At 68.9% G+C, this 21,525-nt stretch carries 26 protein-coding genes; 11 read left to right on the top strand and 15 right to left on the bottom strand.

The window, feature by feature from the left end; all coding sequences use genetic code 11:
• Position 1: 1 nt before the first annotated feature.
• Both ACIBGM_RS08830 and ACIBGM_RS08825 read right to left on the bottom strand, forming a co-directional pair.
• The gene (locus ACIBGM_RS08830) at positions 2-271 is read right to left on the bottom strand and encodes a conjugal transfer protein TrbC (protein WP_360513977.1); all 270 of its coding nucleotides are present in this window, start codon (positions 269-271) and stop codon (positions 2-4) included.
• 18 nt (positions 272-289) lie between these two features.
• Positions 290-916 (bottom strand): DUF6668 family protein, encoded by a 627-nt coding sequence (locus tag ACIBGM_RS08825; RefSeq protein ID WP_360513974.1) that lies wholly within the window; start codon positions 914-916, stop codon positions 290-292.
• Between the two features lie 304 nt (positions 917-1,220).
• Between ACIBGM_RS08825 and ACIBGM_RS08820 the strand changes: the two genes are divergently transcribed.
• Entirely contained in the window at positions 1,221-2,636 is a 1,416-nt protein-coding gene (locus tag ACIBGM_RS08820; RefSeq protein WP_360513971.1) for a hypothetical protein, read from the top strand.
• 431 nt (positions 2,637-3,067) lie between these two features.
• On the opposite strand, the gene rplI is transcribed toward ACIBGM_RS08820, so the two are convergent.
• The 6 genes from rplI to ACIBGM_RS08790 form a co-directional block, all read right to left on the bottom strand.
• Positions 3,068-3,514 carry a 50S ribosomal protein L9 gene (rplI, locus tag ACIBGM_RS08815; RefSeq protein WP_360513968.1) on the bottom strand — a complete coding sequence of 149 codons (447 nt, stop codon included), beginning with the start codon at positions 3,512-3,514 and terminating at the stop codon, positions 3,068-3,070.
• 14 nt (positions 3,515-3,528) lie between these two features.
• Positions 3,529-3,762 carry a 30S ribosomal protein S18 gene (gene rpsR / locus ACIBGM_RS08810; protein ID WP_360513964.1) on the bottom strand — a complete coding sequence of 78 codons (234 nt, stop codon included), beginning with the start codon at positions 3,760-3,762 and terminating at the stop codon, positions 3,529-3,531.
• An 81-nt stretch (positions 3,763-3,843) separates the two neighbouring features.
• Positions 3,844-4,419, bottom strand: a complete 576-nt coding sequence (locus tag ACIBGM_RS08805; RefSeq protein ID WP_360513961.1) for a single-stranded DNA-binding protein — start codon at positions 4,417-4,419, stop codon at positions 3,844-3,846.
• Positions 4,420-4,511: 92 nt separating this feature from the next.
• Entirely contained in the window at positions 4,512-4,802 is a 291-nt protein-coding gene (rpsF, locus tag ACIBGM_RS08800; protein WP_132211461.1) for a 30S ribosomal protein S6, read from the bottom strand.
• 212 nt (positions 4,803-5,014) lie between these two features.
• On the bottom strand, positions 5,015-5,674 hold the full coding sequence (locus ACIBGM_RS08795) for a DUF4241 domain-containing protein (RefSeq protein WP_360513958.1): 660 nt from the start codon (positions 5,672-5,674) through the stop codon (positions 5,015-5,017).
• On the bottom strand, positions 5,671-6,816 hold the full coding sequence (locus tag ACIBGM_RS08790) for an MFS transporter (protein ID WP_396384963.1): 1,146 nt from the start codon (positions 6,814-6,816) through the stop codon (positions 5,671-5,673). Before ACIBGM_RS08790 ends, ACIBGM_RS08795 begins: the two co-directional genes overlap by 4 nt.
• 94 nt (positions 6,817-6,910) lie before the next feature.
• Between ACIBGM_RS08790 and ACIBGM_RS08785 the strand changes: the two genes are divergently transcribed.
• Together ACIBGM_RS08785 and ACIBGM_RS08780 are read left to right on the top strand one after the other, a co-directional pair.
• Positions 6,911-7,411, top strand: a complete 501-nt coding sequence (locus ACIBGM_RS08785) for an Lrp/AsnC family transcriptional regulator (RefSeq protein ID WP_360513952.1) — start codon at positions 6,911-6,913, stop codon at positions 7,409-7,411.
• A gap of 63 nt (positions 7,412-7,474) precedes the next feature.
• Positions 7,475-8,278 (top strand): deoxyribonuclease IV, encoded by an 804-nt coding sequence (locus tag ACIBGM_RS08780; protein WP_396384962.1) that lies wholly within the window; start codon positions 7,475-7,477, stop codon positions 8,276-8,278.
• Here the strand turns inward: ACIBGM_RS08780 and ACIBGM_RS08775 are convergent.
• Positions 8,259-8,714, bottom strand: a complete 456-nt coding sequence (locus tag ACIBGM_RS08775; RefSeq protein WP_360513946.1) for a hypothetical protein — start codon at positions 8,712-8,714, stop codon at positions 8,259-8,261. The genes ACIBGM_RS08780 and ACIBGM_RS08775 overlap by 20 nt on opposite strands.
• A 35-nt stretch (positions 8,715-8,749) precedes the next feature.
• Here ACIBGM_RS08775 and ACIBGM_RS08770 point away from each other — a divergent pair, with 35 nt between their 5' ends.
• On the top strand, positions 8,750-9,286 hold the full coding sequence (locus ACIBGM_RS08770) for an NUDIX domain-containing protein (protein ID WP_360513943.1): 537 nt from the start codon (positions 8,750-8,752) through the stop codon (positions 9,284-9,286).
• On the opposite strand, the gene ACIBGM_RS08765 is transcribed toward ACIBGM_RS08770, so the two are convergent.
• Genes ACIBGM_RS08765 through ACIBGM_RS08755 form a run of 3 tightly spaced genes read right to left on the bottom strand, consistent with a single transcriptional unit; the run spans position 9,255 to position 11,777 of the window.
• Positions 9,255-10,463 carry an MFS transporter gene (locus ACIBGM_RS08765; RefSeq protein WP_396384961.1) on the bottom strand — a complete coding sequence of 403 codons (1,209 nt, stop codon included), beginning with the start codon at positions 10,461-10,463 and terminating at the stop codon, positions 9,255-9,257. The two genes, ACIBGM_RS08770 and ACIBGM_RS08765, sit on opposite strands and share 32 nt — an antisense overlap.
• A gap of 31 nt (positions 10,464-10,494) precedes the next feature.
• The gene (locus tag ACIBGM_RS08760; RefSeq protein WP_396384960.1) at positions 10,495-11,211 is read right to left on the bottom strand and encodes an SDR family NAD(P)-dependent oxidoreductase; all 717 of its coding nucleotides are present in this window, start codon (positions 11,209-11,211) and stop codon (positions 10,495-10,497) included.
• Positions 11,211-11,777, bottom strand: a complete 567-nt coding sequence (locus tag ACIBGM_RS08755) for a TetR/AcrR family transcriptional regulator (RefSeq protein WP_396384959.1) — start codon at positions 11,775-11,777, stop codon at positions 11,211-11,213. The genes ACIBGM_RS08760 and ACIBGM_RS08755 overlap by 1 nt, the downstream gene beginning before the upstream one ends.
• A gap of 120 nt (positions 11,778-11,897) precedes the next feature.
• On the opposite strand from ACIBGM_RS08755, the gene ACIBGM_RS08750 reads away from it, so the two are divergent.
• The 4 genes from ACIBGM_RS08750 (at position 11,898) to ACIBGM_RS08735 (ending at position 15,765) form a co-directional block, all read left to right on the top strand.
• Complete coding sequence (locus ACIBGM_RS08750; protein ID WP_396384958.1) at positions 11,898-12,815, top strand: SDR family NAD(P)-dependent oxidoreductase; 918 nt, start codon at positions 11,898-11,900, stop codon at positions 12,813-12,815.
• An 82-nt stretch (positions 12,816-12,897) separates the two neighbouring features.
• Positions 12,898-14,028, top strand: coding sequence for a lipid II:glycine glycyltransferase FemX (locus tag ACIBGM_RS08745; protein WP_396384957.1), 1,131 nt, complete (start codon positions 12,898-12,900; stop codon positions 14,026-14,028).
• A gap of 4 nt (positions 14,029-14,032) precedes the next feature.
• Entirely contained in the window at positions 14,033-15,034 is a 1,002-nt protein-coding gene (locus ACIBGM_RS08740) for an alanine racemase (RefSeq protein WP_360513925.1), read from the top strand.
• Between the two features lie 104 nt (positions 15,035-15,138).
• Positions 15,139-15,765 (top strand): AIM24 family protein, encoded by a 627-nt coding sequence (locus ACIBGM_RS08735; RefSeq protein WP_396384956.1) that lies wholly within the window; start codon positions 15,139-15,141, stop codon positions 15,763-15,765.
• A 73-nt stretch (positions 15,766-15,838) separates the two neighbouring features.
• Here the strand turns inward: ACIBGM_RS08735 and ACIBGM_RS08730 are convergent, their stop codons facing one another.
• Positions 15,839-16,204 (bottom strand): VOC family protein, encoded by a 366-nt coding sequence (locus tag ACIBGM_RS08730; protein ID WP_360513919.1) that lies wholly within the window; start codon positions 16,202-16,204, stop codon positions 15,839-15,841.
• A 117-nt stretch (positions 16,205-16,321) separates the two neighbouring features.
• On the opposite strand from ACIBGM_RS08730, the gene ACIBGM_RS08725 reads away from it, so the two are divergent.
• Both ACIBGM_RS08725 and ACIBGM_RS08720 read left to right on the top strand, forming a co-directional pair.
• Positions 16,322-17,044, top strand: a complete 723-nt coding sequence (locus tag ACIBGM_RS08725; protein WP_396384955.1) for a methyltransferase domain-containing protein — start codon at positions 16,322-16,324, stop codon at positions 17,042-17,044.
• A gap of 10 nt (positions 17,045-17,054) precedes the next feature.
• The gene (locus ACIBGM_RS08720; RefSeq protein WP_396384954.1) at positions 17,055-17,411 is read left to right on the top strand and encodes a VOC family protein; all 357 of its coding nucleotides are present in this window, start codon (positions 17,055-17,057) and stop codon (positions 17,409-17,411) included.
• 162 nt (positions 17,412-17,573) lie between these two features.
• On the opposite strand, the gene ACIBGM_RS08715 is transcribed toward ACIBGM_RS08720, so the two are convergent.
• Positions 17,574-18,728 (bottom strand): NAD-dependent epimerase/dehydratase family protein, encoded by a 1,155-nt coding sequence (locus tag ACIBGM_RS08715; RefSeq protein WP_396384953.1) that lies wholly within the window; start codon positions 18,726-18,728, stop codon positions 17,574-17,576.
• Positions 18,729-18,887: 159 nt separating this feature from the next.
• Between ACIBGM_RS08715 and ACIBGM_RS08710 the strand changes: the two genes are divergently transcribed.
• Positions 18,888-19,388 (top strand): GtrA family protein, encoded by a 501-nt coding sequence (locus ACIBGM_RS08710; protein ID WP_360513908.1) that lies wholly within the window; start codon positions 18,888-18,890, stop codon positions 19,386-19,388.
• Here ACIBGM_RS08710 and ACIBGM_RS08705 read toward each other — a convergent pair.
• Positions 19,288-21,498, bottom strand: a complete 2,211-nt coding sequence (locus tag ACIBGM_RS08705) for a glycosyltransferase family 2 protein (protein ID WP_396384952.1) — start codon at positions 21,496-21,498, stop codon at positions 19,288-19,290. The genes ACIBGM_RS08710 and ACIBGM_RS08705 overlap by 101 nt on opposite strands.
• Positions 21,499-21,525: the final 27 nt, after the last annotated feature.

Below are 21,525 nucleotides of genomic sequence, written 5' to 3'. Positions count from 1 at the left end.
GTCACTTCAGCTGGTCGACGATGGCCGTCGCCGAGCCGATGATGATGCAGGCCGCCAGGACCCAGCCCAGCCGGGCCGCGTGCTCGCCACCCTCACCACGGCGCTGGCCGATGGCCATCATGGCGCCGGCGATGATGATCCCCAGACCGCAGATCAGGTACGCGATGATCTTGACCCAGTTGATGACGCCCCGGAGCTTGTCCATGCCGGGCGGGTTGTCGTCGATCATCGGGACCAGGTTGGCGGCCTCCGAGACCAGATGTACGAGCATCATTGCGGTGGTTGCCTTTCAGTACGGGGCGGGATAGTCCGCTGGGTTTGACGCGCGAAGAGCGTAGATGGATTCAAGGACTTCGAAAACCTCGTCGGGGGTGTTGTCAGGGGTGGGTGCCTCCCCTCGGCGCCACTCCTCGATCCACGGGATGTCCCACACCCGCGGCACGCCACCGCCGACGATGTCGGCGAAGTCGTCGAGCACGCGGGGCAGCCGGCCGGGGGCGTCCGCGATCAGCACCAGGCCGAGTACGGCGACGCCCTGGACGACTCCGGAGGCCCACTCGATCGCGGCCCGCTGAGCGGCCCGCAGGCCCGAACCGTTGGTCCGCGCGACCAGGATCACGGGTGTCGGCACCGGCGGCGGCGGGATCGGCCAGCGGTGGTTGGCCGCCCTGGTCCCCGGAAGCAGCAGCGACATGGTCGTCTCGCCCGCACCACCGTGCACACCGACCCACCACAGCGTGTCGGCGGCCGGGATGGCGAACTTCGGCAGCCGCTGGTCCTCGGCCGGGGCCGGGACGCCGTGCTGCGGGGCCGACGGCCCGCGCCGGGAGAGATCCGCAGGCTGCGAGGGACCTGGAGCCGACTGTTCCGGACCCGGGGTCGGCGATTGCTGCCGAGTCCACGGGTTCTGCGTCATGCCCCCTCCTCTCGCAGTGCGTCACAGGCTGTCGCCCACAGTATTCTCTCGCTTTCCGGGTGTACTTTCGTGACCCATCCACAGGCGAGGATGTTTCTACCCCCTTGTCGGGGTCAGTCGAGCCGAGATCTCGCGTCATCGGCGGACCCGGGCTCCCCGGCCTGCCTTTGATGCGGTGGACATGCTAGTGGTCTACTTTGCCGGGGACTCGGGTGGTGGCTCACTGGTACAGCGGTCTGGACCACTGATGACGGTGGCGGAGTCGGACGAGTGAGGAGTCAGGTGGCGGGAATGAGAGGTCGTCGTGGCTGAGAAGGTCCCGTCCTGGCCCAAGGTGACGATCCGGCTGTACGACGACCACAACGCCGAGGTCAAGATCGCCGGCCGCAGCCACCCGGTCAACCATCACGATCCGCGACAGGCGGCGATCGCGCTCGTCAGCGAGCGGGCCGGACAGCTCGGGCGGCCGGTGAAGGCGACCGCTGTCGAGTCCGACGGCGCCTCCTGGCCGCTGATCATCCACCCGGACGGCCGGGTCGAGGCGGTCGAGGAGCAGACCCGCAAGGGCAAGGGCAGCGGCGCCGAGAAGCCGATCTGGCCGATCATCGTCGCCGCCGTGGTGGCCGGCTGCCTGGTCGTCGGCACGGTCCTCTACCTGACCGTGCTGCCCAAGGGCGACGGCGTCGCCAAGCCGACCACGTCGCCGAAGCTGCCCGCGCTGCCCGAGCCGAGCGTCGGGCCGGACCAGCTCGCCTCCCGGCCGGCGCCGCCCGGCTTCACGACCAACGCGTCCTGGACGGTCGACATCGCCCAGGACACGATCCCCGCGGTGTCGCCGGACGGCACGGAGGTCGCCGTACTGACGCCCGACGACAAGATCGCGGTGTTCGACAGCAACGGCAAGGTGCTGTGGCAGGACAAGGTCCCGAACGACGCGCAGAACCCCGTCTACACCACCGTCGACTCCAAGGTGGTCCTCGCGGTCGCGACATCGGACACCCTGTACTACTGGGCCGGCGACGGCGCTGAGGCCACGGAGGTGGAGCTTCCGGACTCGGCGAAGGTGCAGTTCTTCGGCACGTCACCGCTGATCGAGATGGGCAGCGCCGGGGCCAGCGTGGTCTCCGGCGGCGAGCTCAAGACTGTCGAGCACCAGCGCCGCGAGGCGACCATCCTGCTCGCCGAGGGCGACCGCGCGTTGATGGCTCGGTACGGCGGCCCGCTCTACTGGAGCCAGCCGGGCAAGGACCTGCAGGAGGTGGACCCCAAGCCGCCGACCGGGTCCAAGGGCATCCTCCGCGTGCTCGCCGCCAGCCCGGGGTACGTGCTGGTGCTGTGGAAGACCGCGGATGCCAACGTGGTGATCCCGGTGGTGCACTCGAGCGCCAACGGAGCGGTCGTGGCGATCTGTCAGGGCGACTCCGAGGGCACCGTGGAGAACTGGGACTGGGTCCCGGACACCGGGCGCAAGGTCGCCGCCTGGGGTGAGTGCCTGATCGACTTCACCCGGAAGGCGACCTTCCCGGCCCCCGACTTCCAGCCGCTGTCGATCACCGCCAACGTCGTCTACGGCAACCTGACCGGCAAGCTGGTCGCCACCTCGCCCGGCAAGCCCACCCACCCGCTGACCACCGGCACCGCACGCCCCTGGGGCATCGCCGGCGCCCACGCCATCGTCGTCCACAACTCCGTCCTGTACGCCCTGGACAAGAAGAAGTGACGCCGATGGTTTACCGGACAGGTACGGCGGTCGAGCTGACTCCTGGGGTCGGCCGGCGGGTGGTGCGCGCGGTGGCGTGTTGGGTGGCGGTAGTGGTGATGGTCGCGCCTCCGGGGTCGGCGGTGGCGGACGACGATCCTGCGCCGGTTCCGTGGCCGTCGGTCGGGAAGCCGGAGTCCGGTGGTAGCGGTCAGGGTGGTCCGGCGCCGGTCAGCTGGCCGAGCGTCACCAAGCCGGAAGACACGGGCTCCTCCTCAAACCCCGCCCCAGTCCAGTGGCCCGCCCCCACAAAAACCAGCTGACCACCCACATCCCCAGCCCCCGGAACGAGAGGCCGCACCACCGGTGCAGTCGAGCCACGCCGCGGGCTTGTGGAACGAACAAGGCCCGCAGCTCCCCGGGTGGGGAGTGCGGGCCTTGAACGGGGTACGTCAGCTAGCTGCTACCTCGAGGCGGACGGTGGCCGCTACCTCGGGGTGGAGCTGGACCGAGACCTGGTGCTTGCCGGTGGTCTTGATCGGCGACGCGATCGCGATCGCGCGCTTCTCGACCAGCGGGCCGCCGGCGGACTTGATCGCGCCGGCGATGTCGGCCGGGGTGACCGAGCCGAACAGCCGGCCGGTCTCGCCCGCCTTCACGTCCAGCGTGACGGTGAGCTGCTCGAGCTGGTTCTTGACCTCGCTCGCGTGCTCCTTGCCCTGGATCGCCCGGGCGTCACGCGCCCGCTTGATCGACTGGATCTGCTTCTCGGCGCCGCGGGACCAGCCGATGGCCAGGCCGCGCGGGACCAGGAAGTTACGGCCGTAGCCGTCCTTCACCTCGACGATGTCGCCGGGGGCTCCGAGGCCCTCGACCTCCTGCGCCAAAATCAGCTTCATGTGCCGGACCTCCCTCAGCGAGCCGTGCTCGTGTACGGCAGCAGTGCCACCTCACGAGCGTTCTTGATAGCGGTGGCCACGTCACGCTGGTGCTGCACGCAGTTCCCGGTCACCCGGCGGGCGCGGATCTTGCCGCGGTCCGAGATGAACTTGCGCAGCAGCGCGGTGTCCTTGTAGTCGACGTACGACGCCTTGTCCTTGCAGAAGCCGCAGATCTTCTTCTTCGGCTTCCGAATGATCTTGGCCATTGTGGTGCTCTCTTCCTTCCAGAGCCCGGCACACGTGCCGGAATGGTCACTCTTGTCAGTTGGTCACGACCCGGGACCGGATCAGAACGGAGGCTCCTCCATCGAGCCGCCGCCACCCTGGCCGGCCCAGGGGTCGTTCTGCGGGGCGGACTGGCCGCCACCGCCCTGCGGGGTCGCCCAGGGGTCGTTCTGCTGCTGGGCGCCACCGCCCTGGCCGCCGCCGTAGCCGCCGCCACCCTGGTTCCCGCCACCGCCACCACCGAAGCCGCCGCCGTCACCGCCGGGACCGGAGCGCATCGCCCGGGTCACCTTCGCGGTGGCGCTGCGCAGGCTGGGCCCGACCTCGTCCACGTCGATCTCGAAGACCGTGCGCTTGTTGCCCTCACGGTCGTCGTACGAGCGGGACTTGAGCCGGCCCTGCACGATCACGCGCATGCCGCGCTGCAGCGACTCGGCCACGTTCTCCGCGGCCTGCCGCCAGACGGAACAACTCAGGAACAGCGACTCGCCGTCCTTCCATTCACCGGTCTGCCGATCGTACGTGCGCGGCGTCGACGCGATCCTGAAGTTCGCGACGGCGGCGCCGGACGGGGTGAACCGGAGCTCCGGATCGTCGACAAGGTTGCCGACCAAAGTGACGACGGTTTCGCCTGCCATTGCCGTTCCTCCTGCTGTCGGGTGTGGCTGTGTCCACAACTATCAGTAGCGGCTGGCGCCGACAGTACCGATGGTTGCTGACGACCCCAGGGTCAGTGCTGGTCCGGCCGGATGACCTTGGTGCGGAGGATCGACTCGTTCAGCGTGAGCTGACGGTCGAGCTCCTTCACCACCGCGGGCTCCGCGGTCAGGTCGATGACGGCGTAGATGCCTTCGGCCTTCTTCTTCACGTCATAAGCAAGCTTGCGACGACCCCAGATGTCGAGCTTCTCGACCGTGCCACCTTCCTTGCGGACGATGTTCAGGTACTGGTCGATGGACGGCTCCACGGTGCGCTCATCGAGCTCAGGGTCGAGGATCACCATGACTTCGTAACGACGCATGCGCGAACTCCACCTCCTTCGGACTTGGCGGCCACGGTCTCTCCGTGGCAGGAGGGCGATGCGATGATGCCCGGCGTCGGCACTTGCCACCGGCGCCAAGCAATGAGCCCGGTCGATGGACCGGGCCACACCCAAAAGAATACCAGCGTCCGGACGCCCTCTTGACCATATCCACAGGGCACTTCCGGTAACTCTCCGTCACTCGGCGGCGATCAGTCGTCACTCTCCGGCCCGACCACCAGCAGATCGATGTGTACGGCGAGAACCCGGCCGTCCGCGTCCACGGTCCGCACCACCGGGTACGCGCCGTCACCCCAGCCCGAGTGGGCCAGCACCACATTCTCACCGTCCGTGGCGAGTGGCAGCACGATGTTCGCGCAGCCCTCGCGGAGGTGGTCGGCCGAGTCCATCAGCGCGAACCAGCTGTCGTCACGGCCGTTGTCGAACAGGTCGTCGTACCAGTTGCCCTCCGGCATCTTGGACCGGGCGGCCTCCGCATCCACGAACGCGACCGTGCCGGCGTCCACACCGACCGCCCAGAACTCGTCCTCGCCCAGAGCGTCGCCGGAGCTGGTCGCCGCCTCGACCCGCGCGACCTCGCCGTCCGCGACGCGCAGCGACAGGAACGCCTCCCGGAGGTGGCTCCCGTCCTGCTCCTCCGACACGTCCGCCACGGTGACCTGCACCGGGTAGTCACCAGGCGGTACGTCGACCACCGGCGCCTCCCCCAGCGTGACGAACGGGTCGCAGGCCTCGAGGCGGCCACTCGGGACGCGCAGCAAGCCGAGGTCATGGACGGTCAAGGACCACGTCCTCCCGTCGACCTCGACGGGACCAGGGCGGAGTGCACGGAAGTAGTCGGGGCTGATCACGAACCAATGCTAGAGGTCTGGCGACGGTCGGCCGGAGAGGTACGTCGCAAGGTCAGGAGTAGCAGCGGGACTGCCAGTAGCCAGGAGAAGGTGGCCAGGAGGCTGAAGCCGCCAAGCGTGAAGAGCCAGGGAGACGCGGCTGTGGCCAGGGCGGAGACGGTCCAGATGGACGACTCGACCTTGCTCTCCAGCTCCGCGGTGACCAGCAGCGCACTGCCGCCCAGATAGCAGAGGTTCCAGGCGTAGCCGAGCAGGAACAACGCCGGCGTGAAGACCGGGCCGGACTGGGTGATCAGTACGCCGGAGACGAGCAACAACCCGAGCCCGGCCACCACAACAGGCCGAGTGCCGAACCGATCGATGCTCCAACCGGTCAGCGGAGACAGGGCGAACATGCCGAGCGTGTGAGCGGACAGCATCAGCCCCAGCGCCCCCAGCCCCGCTCCGTGGTGGTGTGCATGCACCGGCACCGCAGTCATCAGCGCCACCATCACCAGATGCCCCACGACCATCACAGCGGCAGCCAGAACGACCTGGGTACGACGAGGCGCCGCCAAGCGCTCGCCATCCGTCGACACCTCCACCGCCCGCGCCCGCGGGATGTAGGTGGACGCAATCAGAGCGCAGAACACCGCGGCCAACGCCAGCAGGAACGGTCCCGCGACCGCCGGCAGCCCAAGTGCCCGAGCGAACGACTGCGACGGCGCCAACAAGAACGGTCCGCCGGCAGCACCCGCCGTACTGGCCCAGACGACTGTGCTCATGGCAGACGCGCGTCGGGCAACAGGTACGGCGTCAGCCGCGGCGTACCGCGACAGCAGGCTCGCAGCGTTGCCCGCACCGAGCAGGAACATGCCGACGAACAGCAGCGAAACGTGAGCGCCCACTGCGGTCAGCACGGTCAACGCTCCGCCGGCGACGCCAACGCCGTACCCGGTGCGGAGTGCCTGAGCGCGTCCGCGGCGGGCAGTCCACTTGCCGACGGCCAGTGCGCCGGCGGCCGTGCCCAGTACGCCGGCTGTGTTGGGCAGACCGGCCAAGCCGGGGCTCAGCTTGTCGGAGATCAGGATGGTGCTCACCGCGCTCGCGGCGACCATGGCGGCGTTCATCAGGGCGGCGGCCAGAACGACGGGAATCAGCATGTCTGCAACGCTAGAAAGGCAGCCGCCGTCGCTGAATGTACGAAGTAAGGCATTCACCCTTGTGCAGTGGCGATGTCGAAGGTGTTCTGGGGAGATGACCTTTCAGGAGCGCGACCTGGACGCGACGGACTGGCAGATCCTCTCCGAGCTGCAGGCTGACGGGCGACTGTCGTTCAACCAGCTCGGCAAGCGGGTCAACCTGTCACCGCCTGCGGTGGCGGACCGGGTACGGCGGCTGGAGGAGTCGGGCGTGATCGTCGGCTACCGCGCGCAGGTCGACCCGGCCCGCGCAGGCCAGCCGCTGTCCGCCTTCATTCAAATGCGCTGCAGCACTGGACGCTGCCTGCTGAAGACCACCCGCGCGGAGGACTTCCCCGAGGTGCTGGAGATCCACAAGCTCAGCGGCAACTCCTGCTCGATGCTCCGCGTCCGCGTGACCTCCATGAAGCACCTCGAAGGTCTCTTCGAGCGCCTCGGCGAGCACGGCGAGATGAACACGCACGTCGTTCTCTCCACGGAGTTCGAGGGGCGGCCGGTCCAGCCGCCCGCTCACGACTCGCGGCCCGTGACACGTTCCGAGGGATGGGGTTCCTGAGATCGGGGCGGTGGGGCGGGGGAGGAATTCAGTACTGTCGGTGGGCGGTTCTAGGGTGGGGTCATGAGCTTGAAGCTGGGTGCGCACGTGGACCAGGAAGACCCGCTGGCCGAGGCGGCCGACCGGGGCGCCGACCTGGTGCAGTTCTTCCTGGGCAACCCCCAGGACTACAAGGCGCCGAAGCTCGCCTACGCCGACGGCGAAGCGGCGCTGAAGGAGCGAGCCGCCGCGGCGGGCGTCGATCTGTACGTGCACGCGCCGTACCGGCTGAACGTGGCGAACACGAACAACCGGATCCGGATCCCGAGCCGCAAGCTGCTCCAGCAGACCCTCGACAAGGCGGCAGAGATCGACGTCAAGGGCGTCATCGTGCACGGCGGGCACGTCGGCGACGAGGACGACCCGGAGGCCGGCTTCGACAACTGGCGCAAGTGCATCGAGCGGGCCGAACTGCCGGTGCCACTGCTGATCGAGAACACGGCCGGCGGTGAGAACGCGATGGCCCGCCAGCTGGACCGGATCGCCCGGCTGTGGGACGCGGTGCAGTCCTCGGGCAACGACCGGCTGGAGAACGTCGGCTTCTGCCTGGACACCTGCCACTTCCACGCGGCCGGCGAGGAACTGCCGACGATCGTGGAGAAGGTGAAGGCGATCACCGGCCGGATCGACCTGGTGCACGCCAACGGGTCACGCGACGAGTTCGGCTCCGGCGCGGACCGGCACAGCAACTTCGAGGAGGGTCACATCGACCCGGCCGACATCGTCGCGGTGGTGCAGGCAGCCGGTGCCCCGGTGGTGGTCGAGACCCCGAACGCGAACCACGGTCAGAAGGCCGACATCGACTACCTCAGGTCTCATCTGAAGTAGCCGCGGGCAGGCCGTGCACCCAGTAGGCGATCCCCCATGGAAGCAGCAGCGCGAGCGCGGTGGTGTTGCGGGTGGGGAGGAGAACGCCTGCGGTGAGCGCGATGAGCAGTACGACGGTCGACGTCTGGAAGAGGTCGAGCCTCCCGATCACGCGGGTGCGCAGGGTCGCGCGCTCGAGCGCGCAGGCGGCGTAGCAGGCGATGAGCGCGAGGACGGCCAGGAGCGCGACGACCACGGCGATCCAGGCGGCGGCGCCGTACGTCGAGGCGCCGCGGAGGATGTCGGCGAGTTGGAAGAGACCGACCATGGCAGCCAGCGCGGCCGAGGTCCCGAGCAGTCGCGCAGTCGTCCGCCGGGCGCGCTCAGGCTCGGGTGCAGGCGCCGGGTCAGGCGAGGGATCCGGGTCGGGCGATGGGTCCGGTGGTTGGGCCGCCATGGGGGGACGGTAGCGCAGCCGCGAGAATGGCCCCCATGCAGACCTGGGCCGAGCGGTTTCCCGAGCTCTTCGCACCGGACCACTGGGCCTGGGGTGAGCTCGATGTCCGGTTCTCGACCGAGGTGCCGCCGGACGAGCTGATCAGCAACGTGCACGTGATCGGCCGCACCAACGGCGGAGTCGTTGTCTGCGGCAACGACCTCGGCTGGCGCTTCCTCCCCGGCGGCACCCGCGAGCCGGACGAGACGATCGAGCAGCTGGTGCAGCGCGAGCTGCTCGAGGAGGCCGGCGCCCGCCTGACCGGACCGCTGACCTGGCTCGGTGCGCACCGCGCCGAGCACCGCCGCCCGGGCCCCTACCGTCCGCACCTCCCGCACCCGATCTCGTACTGGGCCACTGTCGTCGCGGACGTCGTGGTCGACCAGGAGCCGACCAACCCCGACGACGGCGAGCAGGTGGTCGAGGTCCTCGTGCTCCCGGCCGAGCGGGCGGTCACGTATCTCGACGCCCAGGCCGACGGCGGGATGATGGGCAGCCAGGTCAGACTGGCTCAGGCAATGGAGCTGCTGTAGCCGACCGCCACGGCAGTACGGCGGCACTCAGCAGGCAGCACCCGCCCGCGATCCACAACGCACCACGGAGTCCGATCGCCGCAGCGAGCACCCCGCCGAGCGCCATGAACGCCGGCTGCACGCAGCGCGAACTGATCGACCACGCGCCCACCACCCGCGCCATGTAGCCGTCCTCGGTCGCCTCCATCCGGTACGTCGCGAAGGACGGGTTGAACGCTCCGGCAGCCACCAGCAGCCCGACCTCGGCCGCGGTGATCAGCGCGAAGCCACCCCACCCGGCCGGCGCCAGCGGCATCAGCAGCAGCCACGGCGCCCGGAGTACGCCGAACACGAACAGCATCCACTGCAGTCCGTAGCGTCGGGTGAGCCGGGGCGCGAGACGCGCGCCGAGGACGCCACCCAGGCAGGACAGGCCGAGCGAGAGCCCGTAGTTCCACGCCGGCAGGCCGAGGTCGCGCAGCATGAGCACGGTGAGCAGCGGCGACGTCATCATCACCGGTCCGCCGAACAGCTGCGAGTTCCAGAACAGCACCCGCAGTCCGCGATGCCGCAGGATGTACCGCCACCCGGCGGTGATGTCAGCCTTCCCATCCCGCCGTACCGGCTCGGGCTCGGGCTGCTGGATCCGCCGGATGCCGAGCGCCGATCCGAGGAACGACACCGCGTCCACAGCCAACGTGACGGTCGCACCGACCAAGCTGACCAGTGCGCCGCCGACCGCCGGTCCTACGCTCAGCGTGATCCAGTTGGTCTGCTCGAACCGGCTGTTCGCCTCGGCTCGCCCCTCGGCCGGGACCAGCGCCTTGAGGTGCGCGCCACTCGCCGCCTGGAACACGATCAACGCTGCCGCCTGCACCACGCCGACCACGCACAGCTGCGTGTAGGTCAGTACGTCGAACACCGCCGCGACCGGCACCGAGATCAGTACGACGAACCGGACCAGGTCGGCCGCGATCATCACCGGCCGCTTCCGCCGCTGCTCGATGAAGTCGCCCAGCGGCAACGCGATCGCAGCGGCCGCGATCGCCGACAGCGCGGCAAGCATCGAGACCTGGAAGGTGCTGGCGTCGAGAGCGAGTACGGCGATCAGCGGCAACGCGCCGAGGCCGACCGCCGATCCGGCCGCGCTGACGGTGAACGCGACCCACAGCCGCCGGAAGTCTCGACCCAAAGACATCCGGCGATTGTAGGAGCTGGCACCGACAGAATCAGCGCAGGTTCAGGCCGCCGTCGAGCAGGACCACTTCGCCGGTCACATAGGTGTTGTGGACAAGTGCGGAGATCAGGTCCGCGACGTCCGACGGCTGGGCCGCGCGGCGCATCGGGCTCGTGGTTTTCCACAGCTCCTGGGCCTCGGTCCACGAGGCGGTGAGCGGGGTGTCGACGAGGCCGGGCGCGACCGCATTGACGCGCACCGATGGTCCGAGTGCCGCGGCCAGCAGCTTGGTCATGTGGTTCAGCGCGGCCTTCGAGGCGGCGTACCCGATCGAGCTTCCCTTCGGCCGGACACCGGCATGGCTGGTCACGTTGACGATGCAGCCACCCGACTCCCGGAGCGCGGGCACGGCCGCCGTACACAGCAACCACGGCGCGATCAGGTTGACGTCGAGCAGCCGCCGCCAGTCGTCCGCCGTCAACGCCTCGAGATCCGCGTGCGGCACCGGCCAGCTGATCCCCGCGTTGTTCACCAGTACGTCGAGCCGCCCGAACTCGGCCAGCACCCGCGGCACCAATCCAGTCGCCTCGGCGTCGTCCGCGAGATCGGCCTGGAAGTACGACCCGTTCAGCTCGCGCGCCAGCGCCGTACCCACGTCCCGGCTCGACCGTGAGTGCACCGCGACCGTCATCTCGTCCGCGGCCAACCGCCGGGCTGTCGCCGCCCCGATCCCCGAAGCCGAGCCCGTCACCAGTGCGACCTTCTGCACTAAGAGCTCCGATAGCGGAGGCCGTCCATCAACAGGTTGAGGGCTCGGTCCGCCTGGTCGCGGTTCTTCCCAGTGGCCAGCGCGACCCCGCTGATGCTGACCAGTACGTCGTCCGCCGAGACATCGGAGCGGAGATCGCCGGACGCGGCGCCGGCGTCCAGGAACGGCTTGATCGCGCCGACCAGGAGCTCGAAGCTCTGGGCGTACGGGTTCGCGCCGGACGCGATCACCGCGCGCAGCGCGTCGGCCATGCCGAGCTTGCGGGTCATGTAGTCGATGTAGCGGTCCATCCAGGCCCGCAGCGCCTCGGCCGGCGGCATCGTGTCGAGCAGCACCGGCGCGGCGTCGCAGATCGCGGCCAGCTCACTGCGGTACGCCGCCTCGATCAGCAGCTCACGGGTCGGGAAGTGCCGGTAGAGGGTGCCGATGCCGACACCGGCGTCCTTCGCGATCCCCTCCAGCGTCGCCTCCAGGCCGCACGTCGAGAACGCGCGCGACGCCGCGGCCAGGATCTGCTCGCGGTTGCGCAGCGCATCCGCCCGCAGCGGACGTTCGCCAGTGCCCATCTCCCCTCCCTTCTGACCCCAGAACCTATCGGACTTGATAACCGGAGGTGCCTCCAGTTAACTGGGATTACCGGAGGTTCCTCCGGTTAAAGCCTAGCTCGCAGAACAGGACCGAACCTGATGAGCCGAATCACCACCCCCTTCAGCTATGACTCCACCGCGGCCGACGTGATCGCCGGCGTGGATCTGTCCGGGCGTCGCGCGGTCGTCACCGGCGGCGCGTCCGGCATCGGCGTGGAGACCGCCCGTGCCCTCGCGTCGGCGGGGGCCGAGGTGACTCTCGCCGTACGCAACACCGCCGCCGGTGAGCGCACCGCGGCCGACATCATCGAGGCGACCGGCAACAGTCACGTCTTCGTGGCGCCGCTCGAGCTCGCCGACCGCGCCTCGGTGCGCGCGTTCGCCGAGAACTGGGACGGACCGCTGCACATACTGGTCAACAACGCCGGCGTGATGGCCGAGCCGCTCAACCGCACGCCGGAGGGCTGGGAGCACCAGTTCGCCACCAACCACCTCGGCCACTTCGGGCTGGCGACCGGCCTGCACTCGGCGCTCGCGCAGGCGGGCAACGCCCGAATCGTGTCCGTCAGCTCCAGCGCGCACAACCGCTCGGACGTCGTCTTCGACGACATCCACTTCGAGCACCGGCCGTACGACGAGTGGGCGGCGTACGGACAATCGAAGACGGCCAACGTCCTGTTCGCCGTCGAGGCGGCGAAGCGCTGGGCGAGCGACGGGATCGTCGCCAACGCGCTGATGCCGGGCGGCATCCGGACCGCGCTGCAGCGGCACCTGCCGGAGGAGTTCTTCAAGAACTGGGAGGGCTTCGCCTGGAAGACCCCCGAGCAGGGTGCGTCGACCTCGGTCCTGCTGGCCGCGTCACCACTCGTCGACGGCGTCACCGGCCGGTACTTCGAGGACAACAACGAGGCGCTGCCGCACGGAGACAACGACTACAGCGGCGTCTCGGCGTACGCCCTCGATCCGGAGTCGGCCACTCGGTTGTGGGACCTCTCGGAGAAACTCCTCGCCCAGTAAGCAAGCCCAGTTATCCACAGGGTTTGATCAGGTCACCGGCTCGGCTACGGTTCAAAGCTTCGGGCCGGTAACCTGACCGACCGTGAGTGACTTGAGCATCCGGACCATCTCGGCCGACGAGCACGCTGCCTATATCGCAGCGCAACCGGCGGCGAGCTTCCTGCAGACCCCCGGGTGGGCGGCGGTGAAGAGCGAGTGGAAGGCGCAGTCACTCGGCTGGTACGACCCGGCCAACCCGGCGGAGCTGGTCGGCGCCGGCCTGGTGCTGTACCGGCAGATGCCGAAGGTGAAGCGGTACCTGGCCTACCTGCCCGAGGGCCCGGTGATCGACTGGGAGGCCGTCGATCTCGGCCGGTACCTGCGCCCGCTGGCGGGGCACCTGCAGGAGCGCGGCGCGTTCGGCATCCGGATGGGTCCGCCGGTGGCGACCCGGCGGTGGGGCGCCAAGACCATCAAGGACGCGATCGCCGGCGGGCAGCAGCCCAAGCTCGGCGACGTCCGGGCCGACGTGATCGAGCCGTCCGGCGAGCTGGTCGCCAAGCAGCTGCGCGCGCTGGGTTGGAAGGCGCCGCGGACCGGAGAAGGATTCGCGGCCGGACAACCGCAGTACGTCTTTCAGGTCCCGCTGGCCGGCCGCGGCCAGGACGACCTCCTCAAGGGCATGAACCAGCTGTGGCGGCGCAACATCAAGAAGGCCGACAAGGCCGGCGTCGAGGTGACGCAGGGCGGCGCCGAGGACCTGAAGGCGTTCCACCAGCTGTACGTCGAGACCGCGGAGCGGGACCACTTCACGCCGCGGCCGCTGCCGTACTTCGAGAAGATGTACGCCGCGATGGCCGACCAGCCGGCCGACTGTTGTGACTTCCGGATCTACAACGCCTACCACGAAGGCGACCTGGTCGCATCGACCATCTGGGTCCGGGTCGGCGGTCACTCCTGGTACTCCTACGGTGCCAGCTCGACCGCCAAGCGAGACGTGCGCGGATCGAACGCGATCCAGTGGCGCATGATGACGGACGCGCTCGCGGCGGGCGCGTCCGTGTACGACCTACGGGGCATCACCGACACCTTGGACCCGAACGACCCGCACGTCGGGCTGATCCAGTTCAAGGTCGGCACCGGCGGCGAGGCCGTCGAGTACGTCGGTGAGTGGGATCTGCCGTTGAACAAGGCGCTCTACACCGCATTCGACCTCTACATGAGACGGCGTTGACACCATGCCCCTAGTCCTGCACGTCGATTCCGATCGATGGCGCGAACATCTGCGTTCCACGTGGAACCCCGACATCGTCCCGGTCGCCAAGGGCAACGGGTACGGCTTCGGCAACCACCGGCTGCTGGCCGAGGCGCGCGCCCTCGGCGCCCGCACGGTCGCGGTCGGCACCTACTTCGAGGTGCCGCCGGACCCGCGCGAGGACATCGTCGTGCTGTCGCCGTGGCGGCCGTTCCACGAGATCCCGCAGAGCAAGAACGTGATCCACACGGTCAGCCGGCTGGCCGACCTGGTCTCGATCCCGGCCGGCAGCCGGGTGCTGATCGAGGTGCAGACCTCGATGCGGCGGCACGGGATCGGCGCCCGCGAGCTCCGGCACACGATGCTGCTGAACGCGCTCGACCGGATCCGGTTCGAGGGCTGGTCGCTGCACTTCCCGATGGGCGCCGGCGGTACGTCGGCCAACCTCAGAGAAGCCTCGGAGCTCGGCAAGGCGGCCCTGGCCGTCCGGCGCGGACCGCTCTGGGTGTCGCACGTGCCGGCCCAGAAGCTCTCCGACATCGGCGAGGACGTGAAACTCCGGATGGGCACCGGGCTCTGGCTCGGCGACCGCGGCGCGCTGTCCGTGCGGTCGACGGTGCTCGACGTGCACTCGGTCCGGCGCGGCGAGCGGGTCGGCTACCGGCAGCGCCGGGTCAGCGGTGACGGGCACATCCTGGTGGTGTCGGGCGGTACGGCGCACGGCGTCGGCCTGGAGGCGCCGACCGCGGCGGCCACCGTTCGCCAGCGCGCGATCGCGATGGCCAAGGGCAGCCTGGACGCCGCCGGCATGGCGCTGTCGCCGTTCACCATCGAAGGCAAGCAGCGCTGGTTCGCCGAGCCCCCGCACATGCAGGCCAGCATGCTCTTCCTGCCGTCGACGGTGGCCCCGCCCGCGGTCGGCGACGAAGTGGGCGTCGACGTCCGCTACACCACCACTTCGTTCGACAAGGTGTCGATGGACTGAGCAGCCGACCGGCCACGGACCGAGGCTTAGGCTGTCGGCATCATTCCCGGTCGAAGGGGGACGTCGTGCGAAGTTCGGTTCTCGGCAATCTCGACGGCCAGCCGTTGCCCGGCGGCTTCGGGCTGGAGAACAAGAAGATGTTGCGCGTCCAGCTGCCTGACCAGGTGCTCGCGAAGCAAGGCTCGATGGTCGCCTTCCAAGGGCGGATGGACTTCGACTACGAGGGCGCCGGAGGTCTCGGCAAGCTGTTCAAGAAGGTCGCGACAGGTGAGGGCGTGTCGCTGATGCGAGTTCGTGGTGACGGGTTGCTCTACCTTGCCGACAACGCTGACGACATTCAGCTGTTCTTCCTGGAGAACGAAGGGCTGACCGTCAACGGGCGGAATCTGCTGGCTTTCCAGCCACAGCTCAGCTGGGACATCCACCGGGTTCAGGGGGCCGGGATGGCAGCCGGTGGGTTGTTCAACACGACGGTGACGGGGACCGGGTGGGTGGCGGTGACCACGCACGGCACGCCGGTGCTGCTCGACGTCGCACGCATGCCGACGGCGGCCGATGCGCAGTCGGCGGTTTGCTGGAGCACCGGGCTTCAGGTCGGGGTCAATCGGACCATGAAAGCGGGCGCATTGATCGGGCGTGGCAGTGGGGAGGCCATGCAGCTGGCCTTCACGGGGCAGGGTTTTGTGCTGGTGCAGGCCAGCGAAGGTGCCCCCATAGTCACCACGTCATGATGGCCTGCTGACCGAGCGCATGGACCTTGCCGCCGGCAAACGCTCGCCGACGGCACGGTCAGGAGCCACGCCCTCAGGCAGGCGACGCGAGGTCGACGACGGTGCCGTCGGGGCAGCGGAGGTACGAGGTGACCTGGCCCCACGGCGACTTCTCCGGCTCCTGCAGTGGCTGGGCGCCGGCCTCGACGGCCCGCTGGAAGGCGGCGTCGACGTCCTCGGTGGTCAGTGAGAGCTCGAACGCGACCGCGCCGGGCTTGCCGATCTCGGGCAGGTGGCTCTGCCCGAGCTCGTACGTCGCGAAGTGCACTTGGACACCACCGGCATCGACCATGCCGGCGCCGTTGTCCCAGTACGTCCCCTTGAACCCGAACGCGCGCTCGAAGAACTCGATCGAGGCCTTGGCGTCCTCGACGTACACGATGGTCTTGGCGAACTTCATCACTCGTCTCCCGGTGCGACTCTGCGGCGGGACCGTCCCGCCACCCAGCCTGACGCATCCCGGTGCGGAAGTGTGACAGGTTGACTTCAGGTGGACCTGAAGTTTCAGCCTGGGAGCATGAGCCTTCTGGAACGGATCGAGGAGCGTCCCGGAGCAGCGGAGCTCCGGGCGGAGTCGTACCGGTTGCTGAACCTGACCAGCGGCGGAACCTGCGTCGACGTCGGCTGCGGCACCGGTCATGCGGTTGCCGAGTTGTCCGCGGCCGGGCTGAAGGTGATCGGGGTGGACGCGGACCCGGAGGCGGTCGAGGCCGCCCGGGTCCGGGTGCCCGAGGCAATGTTTCACGTGGCACATTCCGACGACCTGCCGCTGGAGGACGCGTCGGTGGACGGCTACCGCGCGGTCCGGCTCTTCCACCTGCTCGAGGACCCAGTGCCGACGGTGGCCGAGGCCCGGCGGGTGACCCGCCCGGGCGGGCACGTCGTACTCGGTGGACAGGATTACGGCTTCCTGCTGATCGACAGCGCCGATCAGGATCTGACTGACGTAGTCCTGCTCGGCCTGGAGTCGCGGTCGGTGGCACCGCGGGCGGCTCGCAGCCTGCGGGACCTGTTGCTCGACGCCGGGTTCCGCGACGTCGAGGTCGTCGTACACACCGAGGTGGTCACCGATCACGGGTTGCTGGCCGGTCAGCTCGTGGCGGCTGCGGCGGCTGCGGTCGAGAAGGCGTTGATCACGCAGGAGGACGCGGACGGGTGGCTGGCCGAGCAGGCGGACCGAGGCCGGCGTGACCGCTTCCTCGCCGTACTGCCGACGTTGCTTGTCGGGGGTCGCCGCTAGCGTGCGAAGAATGATTCCACTCAAAGGCGTGGTACTGGACTCACCGGATCCGCGGCAGCTCGCGCGGTTCTACTGCGAGCTGCTCGGCTGGCAGCTGGGTGAGGACGACGAGACGTGGGCGACGGCGATCGGCCCGAACGACACCAAGCTGTCGTTCCAGCTGGAGCCGAACTACCGGCCGCCGACCTGGCCGAGCGAGACCGAAAAGCAGCAGATGCAACTGCACCTCGATCTCCAGGTGGACGACCTGGAGGCCGCGCACGAGCGCGCGACCTCCTTGGGCGCCCGGCTGCAGGAGTTCCAGCCGCAGCCCGACGTCCGGGTGTACGCCGACCCGGTCGGCCACATCTTCTGCTTCTTCGCCTAGGTCGTGTCTGGCAGTTCCGCGCCGTAGCGAGCAGGTGCTCGGTGCGGTGCATCGGCGTGCTGGAGCGGAGGTCTCGATGCGGAGCATCGTGGCCTTCGGGCCAGTGCGGCGAGGTGCCGTGCCGAGTGCCGCGCAGTAGGCGGGGAATTGCCAGACACGACCTTAGGTCTTCAGGTGGCCGCGCCAGCGGACAGTTGGTAGCAGGGCGGCCGGGTCGACGCGGTCCTTGTTGGCGGCGACGATGTCGAACATCGAGTCGATCAGCGTGTCGGACAGCAGGTGCGGCTGCAGGCCGAGGCCGACGAGTCCGGTGTGCTTCACGTTGTAGTAGTGCTCGGCCTGCTCCACCCGCGGGTTCTCCAGGTGCTCGACCTGCACCGGGCCGGGGAAGCATTCCGCGACCTTGTCGGCGAGCTGGGCGACCGAGTAGCTCTCGGTCATCTGGTTGAACACCCGGAACTCGCCGGCGTCGGCGGGGTTCTCGACCGCGAGCCGGATGCACTCGACGGTGTCCCGGATGTCCAGGAAGCCCCGGGTCTGGCCGCCGCTGCCGTAGACGGTCAGCGGCTCGCCGAGCACGGCCTGGATGACGAACCGGTTGAGCACGGTGCCGAACACCGCGTCGTAGTCGAACCGGGTCGCCAGCCGCGGGTCCTGCACGGTCTGCTCGGTCTGCTGGCCGTAGACGACGCCCTGGTTGAGGTCGGTGACCCGCATCCCCCAGATCCGGCAGCCGAACTCCAGGTTGTGCGAGTCGTGCACCTTGCTCAGGTGGTAGAACGACCCCGGCTTCTTCGGGTAGAGCATCCGGTCCCTGCGCCCGTTGTGCTCGACCTCCAGCCAGCCTTCCTCGATGTCGATGTTCGGCGTGCCGTACTCACCCATAGTGCCGAGCTTGACCAGGTGGATGTCCGGGTTGGTCTCGGCCACGGCGTACATCAGGTTCAGCGTGCCGACCACGTTGTTGTGTTGGGTGTAGACCGCGTGCGCACGATCGATCATCGAGTACGGCGCCGCCCGCTGCTCGGCGAAGTGCACGATCGCCTCCGGCTCGAACTCACGCACCACCCGGTAGACGAAGTCGGCGTCGACCAGGTCGCCGGTGTACGCCGCGATCCGCCGGCCGGACACCTCCTCCCAGGCCGCCACCCGGGTGTCGAGGTCCTGGATCGGCACCAGGCTCTGGACCCCCAGCTCCTGGTCGTAGCCCCGGCGGGCGAAGTTGTCGAGGACGGCCGTCTCGTGGCCGCGGTCTGACAGATGCAGCGCGGTCGGCCACCCTAGGTAGCCGTCACCGCCCAGGACGAGTACTCGCACGGCTCGGCCGCCTTCCTTGAAGGGATGTTGGCTTTCACTGTCCTTCCTATCCCGAGTACCCGCTCCCCTAACGTGATCGGGCCCACTAGCAAGCTGGGAATTGGCTATGAATTGGCAACCAGGGGACTGTGCTGGGTGCGGGGGTGCACAATAGGGCCAATGCGTACGTTGACCAAGGTAATCAGCGGATTCGGCCTGAGCCGGACCCGTTTGTTGCTGTGGGCGAAGTACTTGGCGGCCTCGGTGGTCGCCACCGTGCTCAGCCAGGCGGCGTTCGCGCTCTGTTACGGGTTCGGCACGACGCCGCTGATCGCCACCCTGGTCGCCTGGGTGACCGGCACGGTCCCGAGCTACCTGATCAACCGCCACTGGACCTGGGGGCACCGCAACCCGAGCGGTCGCGAGCTGTTGCCGTACGCAATCATCTCGGTGGTGTCCGCCGTGATCGCGGCGATCGTCACCACGGTCACCGACAACCTGGTCCAGGACCGGATCGCCTCACACGCCTGGCAGACCGCCCTGGTCAGCGCCTCCTACCTGGGCACCTACGGCGTGCTGTTCATCCTGAAGTTCGTGCTGTTCGATCGCTACGTGTTCGCCAAGAAGCCTGCGCCGGAGTCCGCCGACCCCGCCGAAGCACGTACTCCCGTAGCCACGTAGTCGTCATCACCCGCGCATAGTTCGCGCCGTACACCAGGCCTGGGCCCTTCTTGCTGGTCCCGTCGCCGCGGCGCCGCATCGTCATCGGCAGCTCGACCACGCGCGCGCCGAGAGCGAGTGCCCCGAGCAACAGTTCCGACGACTGGTACTGCGGCTCGCGCAACGTCACCGCGGTCGCCAGCTCGGCCCGCATCGCGCGGAAGCCGAACGACGTGTCGGTCAGCTTCCGTCGGGTCAGAATCGACGCTAGTACGGCGAAAACCCGCACCCCGACCCAGCGCAGCCGGCTGTCCGCGTCCTCGGCTCCGAGCCGGCGCGACCCGGTGACGAAGTCGGCCCGGTCATCCAGGATCGGCTGCAGCAGCACGTCGAGCTCGTCGTTGTCGTACTGCCCGTCGGCGTCGGTCGTCACGACGTACTGCGCTCCGCCCTCGGCGGCCAGGTGGTAGCCGAGCCGGAGTGCGGCGCCCTGCCCACGGTTGCTGGGGGCAACGCACACGTAAGCACCGTGTTGACGGGCAACATCGGCGGTGTCGTCGGTCGAGCCGTCGACCACGACGAGGACGTCGACCGGCAGGCCGGCGCAGGTACGCGGCATGTCGGTCAGCACCGGGCCAATGCCGCCGGCCTCGTTGTAGGCGGCAATCACCACGACGATCGGCGCGAAGGACGGCGTACCGAAGTCCTTCACCGCAAGGGAGTCCACCTCGTCCGGGTAGTCGGCCATCGCGGGACGCGCTTGGTCCTTGCCGAGCAGTGCGCGCAGTCCGATCGCTCCTGCGAGCGGGAAGAGGACCAGACCGGGCAGCTGGTAGCGCCAGGAGAACTCGAAAGCCGCAGAGCCCAGCAGCAGGATCACACCAGCGGCTGCGGGCAGCAGGGCGGCAGACCGGAGCCCTGACGTCTTGGCACGGCCAAGACCGGCCACTGCGGCGAGGGCGATCAGCACGCAGATCCCCAGCAGCGTTCCGGACGTGTAGCCGCCGTTCAGCTGGTACGCGCGCAGGATGACGGCCGGGACATGAGCCACCTGTGGCTGCGACCCGTCCCACTTGACCGCGGCCTTGGTGGTGTTCGGGTCCTGCAGGTTCGGATAGGTGGTCTGGAACTGCCAGCGCTCCAGCGGCACGTCGTCCGGCGACGTGGTCCGGGTCGGCGCGAAGCCCTTGGCGAAGTCCTTCAGCGCGGCCCAGGTGACGTCCAGCGGCTGGTGCCGAATGACCAATCGGGCGAACTCCGTGGCCAGCTCCTGCTTGGTGGTGCCGGGTGGAAGCGGTCCAGGCCAGTTGGGGTCGCCGTAGTGGTTGTGCGCGTACTTGTCGACGCCGAGACGCTCACCGAGCGGCTCCTTGGGGCAGAACAGCCTGGTGCCCTCGTTGAGCGGCAGCTTCGAGCAGTCGGCGACTACTGCGGTCCGGCCGTACAGCACCTGGTTCTCGGCACCGGTGAATCCCCACCGCCCGGTCTCCGTGTGGAAGTAGACCGCATACGCGCCGAACACCACCGCGAATCCGGCTATCGCTGCCGCGGTACGCCGTACCAGCTCGAGGCGACGGCGACGCCAGGCATTGCCGACGACGACCAGGTAGAGGACGACCGCGATGAGCAGGGTCAGGCCGATGGTGCGGACCGCGAAGGCGGCGCCGAGGAGCAGACCGACCGCGAGCGCACGCTTCCAGCCGGGGACTCCCCAACCCAGGAGCAGCCAGAGGATCGCGACCAGCAGTACGTCGAAGGTGGTCTCGGCCATGATGTTCTGCTCGATCTGCACCTGGTAGGCGTCGAGCAGGAGGGGTGCGGCGGCCAGAGCGGCCAGCCAGCGGTAGACGTTGAGCCGCCGGGCTAGTGCGTAGATGGCGACGCCCAGCAGGAGCCCGACGATGTGCTGCACGATGACGACGAGGGTGAGACCGCCCAGGCTGACCAGAGGCCGCAGTGGGAACTCGTAGCCGATGGGGTTGAGCTGGTTGGGGCTCAGCGCCGCCATGTTGTTGAGGTACTGGACCGAGTCCGTGTAGATGATCGCCGGCCGGTAGGCGATGGTGGCGAGCACACGCAGGACGGTGCCCGCCAGCAGGAAGACAGCGAGCAGCCAGTGCTCCCTTAACACCCCGCCCCCGAGCGCAGCGAGGGGGCG

This window comes from Kribbella sp. NPDC050470 (assembly GCF_044458365.1).
Taxonomy (GTDB): domain Bacteria; phylum Actinomycetota; class Actinomycetes; order Propionibacteriales; family Kribbellaceae; genus Kribbella.
The sequence above is the reverse complement of the archived record's forward strand: the minus strand, read 5'-3'. Positions and strand labels throughout refer to the sequence as shown.